The sequence below is a fragment of the Halomonas sp. HNIBRBA4712 genome, assembly GCF_043558675.1.
In the GTDB taxonomy this organism is placed as follows: Bacteria; Pseudomonadota; Gammaproteobacteria; order Pseudomonadales; family Halomonadaceae; genus Vreelandella.
On the sequence record NZ_JBIFXR010000018.1, the window covers coordinates 1 to 3,115 of the forward strand.

Here is a 3,115-nt window from a genome sequence, read left to right on the forward strand (position 1 = left end):
GGCATCGTCCAGAGCGCCCAGGCCGCCGGCGGCAGTGGCCAGGACGGCATGACCCGCTACGTCAACCACGTCACCCTGACGCCCGGTGACGCCCCCTGGCGGGCGACGCCCAACCCCAAACCCCGCGTCGACGGCCCCCAGGTCGCCTTCGTGGTCGGCCCCGAAGGCGAGGAGATCCACTGCGACGAGCATGGCCGGGTGAAGGTGCAGTTCCCCTGGGACCGCTACGCCGAACCCAACGACACCGCCAGCTGCTGGATTCGCGTCGCCCAGGGCTGGGCCGGCGGCGGCTACGGCAGCATCGCCATTCCGCGCATCGGCCACGAGGTCATCGTCTCGTTCCTGGAAGGCGATCCTGACCAGCCGCTGGTCACCGGACGGACGTACCACGCGGTCAACATCCCGCCCTACGCCCTGCCGGAGCACAAGACGCGCACGGCCATTCGCACCCAGAGCCACAAGGCGGAGGGCTTCAACGAACTGCGCTTTGAAGACGAGGCGGGTGAGGAGCAGATCTGGCTGCACGCCCAGAAGGATCTGGAGCTTCTGACCCTCAACGACCGCACCGAGGAGATCCGCCACGACAGTCACCTCAAGGTGCATCGCAACCGCTTGAGCGAGATCCATAATGACGATCACCTGACGGTTCATAACGATCGTTTCACGCACATCAAGGGCGATGACCACCTGCAGATCGACAGGACGCGTCATGAACGGTACGGCGAGGCGCAGCTGCTGGAAGCGGGGCAGGAGGTTCACCACAAGGCGGGCAGCCAGATCGTGCTGGAGGCCGGTGCCGAGATCACCCTCAAGGCCGGCGGCAGCTTCATCAAGCTCGACCCGGGCGGCGTGACCATTGTGGGTTCGCAGGTCAAAATCAACTCCGGCGGCAGCCCCGGCCGTGGGCGCGGGCAGGCCATCGTGCTGCCGCGCCTGCCCGGCGAGGCCGAACCGGAAGAGAGCGAGGACGTCACCCTCGAACCTCACCAGACGCCCACCCTTGCCAGCGAGATCGCCGCCGCCTCGCCGGTGGACTTCGACGACATCGACATTACCGACGGCCTGGCCAGCCACTGCAGCGCCTGCCAGCCCGCCGTGGGCAGCCCGGTCAACCCGCTACTGGGCGCCAAGCTACTGCCCGCCGAGACCGACTTTGCCCTGCCCGCCCCGCGCCCGTTCGTGTTCAGCCGGGGCTATCTTTCCAGTAACGCCACGGTGGGCATCCTCGGCCAGGGCTGGTCGCTGCCCGGCGCGAGCCTGTCGCTGTCACTTCGTGACGACGCCTGTGTCGTTCACGATGCCCAGGGCCGCGCGATCACCTTTGGTGCGCTGGCTCCCGGGCAGGCACGCTTCTCGCCCACCGAGCAGCTCTGGATTCGTCGGGGCGGCGCGCGCGAGGAGGGCGGCGGCGACCTCGCACCGCGCTGGGCGTTACTCGACGACGACCTGCGTGACGATGCGTCGCGCATCGTGCTCACCGACAGTGGCGGTCTCTACTACGTGTTCGCGCCCACGGCGGCGCCCGACGCTCAGGGCGCTACCCCGCTTGCGCTGGTCGAGGAGCATGACCGCCACGGCTACACCACTGAATACCAGTGGGAGGCCGACCTGCTCACCCGCGTGATCGACAGCGCCGGGCGTCACTACCAGTTCATCTACGAGCCGCTGCTGCCCGCCCAGCCCAACGATGCGGGCCAGCGCCTGACCGGCGTAAAGCTTGCCAAAGAGCACGACGGTAGCGCTCAGGACGAGTGGCTGGTGCGCTACTCCTACAGCCCAGTGGGGGATCTCATCGCGGTACGCCACCGCCACGGTGAAGTCGTGCGCGAGTTCGAGTGGGAGAACCACCTGCTCACCGCCCACCGGGTGCCCGGCGGCCTGGAAGCCCACTACACCTGGGACCGCCACGCCCCGGATGGCCGCGTGGTCGGCCAGCAGGAAGCCGGCGGCCTGGCGCGGCGCTATGAGTATCACGTCGATCACACCCGGGTCACCGACAACCTGGGGCGCGAAGAGACGTACCACTTCGTCGGCAGCGGCCCCGGCAAGCGCTGGACCGCCCACACCCGCGCCGACGGTTCGCGCATCGAATTCCGCTACGATCGCGCCGGGCATAAAATTGCCACCGTCGACCCGCTGGGCCGCGAGACACTGATCGAGCGCGACGCAAGCGGCCAGGTGGTCGGCCAGACCACCCCGGATGGCCAGCGCTGGGCGATCGAACGGGATGCACTGGGTAGTACGGTCAGCGTGGAAGGGCCCGAGCACCAGCGCTGGCAGATCACCCGCGACGAACGCGGCGTACCGCTCGAGATCAGCGCCCCGGAAGGCACCACCACGTTCACCTACGACGACGAACGCCTGCCGGATCGCCCCACCACGGTCACCGACCCGGTGGGCGCGACCCACCAGCGGGAGTGGAACGCCCTGGGGCTGGTGACCGCCGAGATCGACTGCTCGCAGAACCGCACCGAATACGCTTATGACCGCCACGGCTATCTGGCGAGCGTGACCAACGCCCTGGGCGAGACCACGCAGACTCGGCACGACGCCCTGGGCCGGCGCACCGCCACCCAGCTGCCCAACGGCCTGTACTGGCACCAGCATTACGACCCGCAGGGGCGGCTGGTCGAGGTCGAAGGCCCCCAGGGCTTCCGTCAGCAGTTCTTCTTCGATGAAAACGGCCGCCCGGCCCAGCGCATCGAGGCCGATGGCAGCCACCAATACACCGCCTACGACGACGTGGGCCGCTTGAGCGAACTCACCCTGGGCAATGGGGCCGTCTACCGCTTCACCTATGACGCCATGGACCGCTTGGCCAGCGAGACCGGCCCGGACGGCCGCGAACAGCAATACCGCTACGATGAAGCGGGCCAGCTGGTCGAGCGCCTTGAGATCCACCGCACCGGGCCGGACGGTCAGCCGCTGGCGACCCGCTACGAGTACGACGCCGCCGGACGCCTCTCGGCGCGCCATTTACCTGCCACCGAGCACGCTCCGGCCAACACCGAGCACTACCGCTGGGGCGCCAACGGCCAGCTCCAGAGCGTCACCAACGACCACGGTGAAGTGTCGTTCCAGTACGACGACGCCCAGCGACTGGTCGGCGAACAGC

General features: G+C 68.5%; 1 protein-coding gene and 1 pseudogene. Both read left to right on the plus strand.

The features are described from left to right. A pseudogene (locus ACGK9R_RS17105) lies at nt 1-987 on the plus strand (type VI secretion system Vgr family protein); the annotation flags it as partial. 108 nt (nt 988-1,095) lie between these two features. Further along, the coding region (locus tag ACGK9R_RS17110; protein WP_394583531.1) for a DUF6531 domain-containing protein at nt 1,096-3,115 on the plus strand (2,020 nt) is incomplete at its 3' end.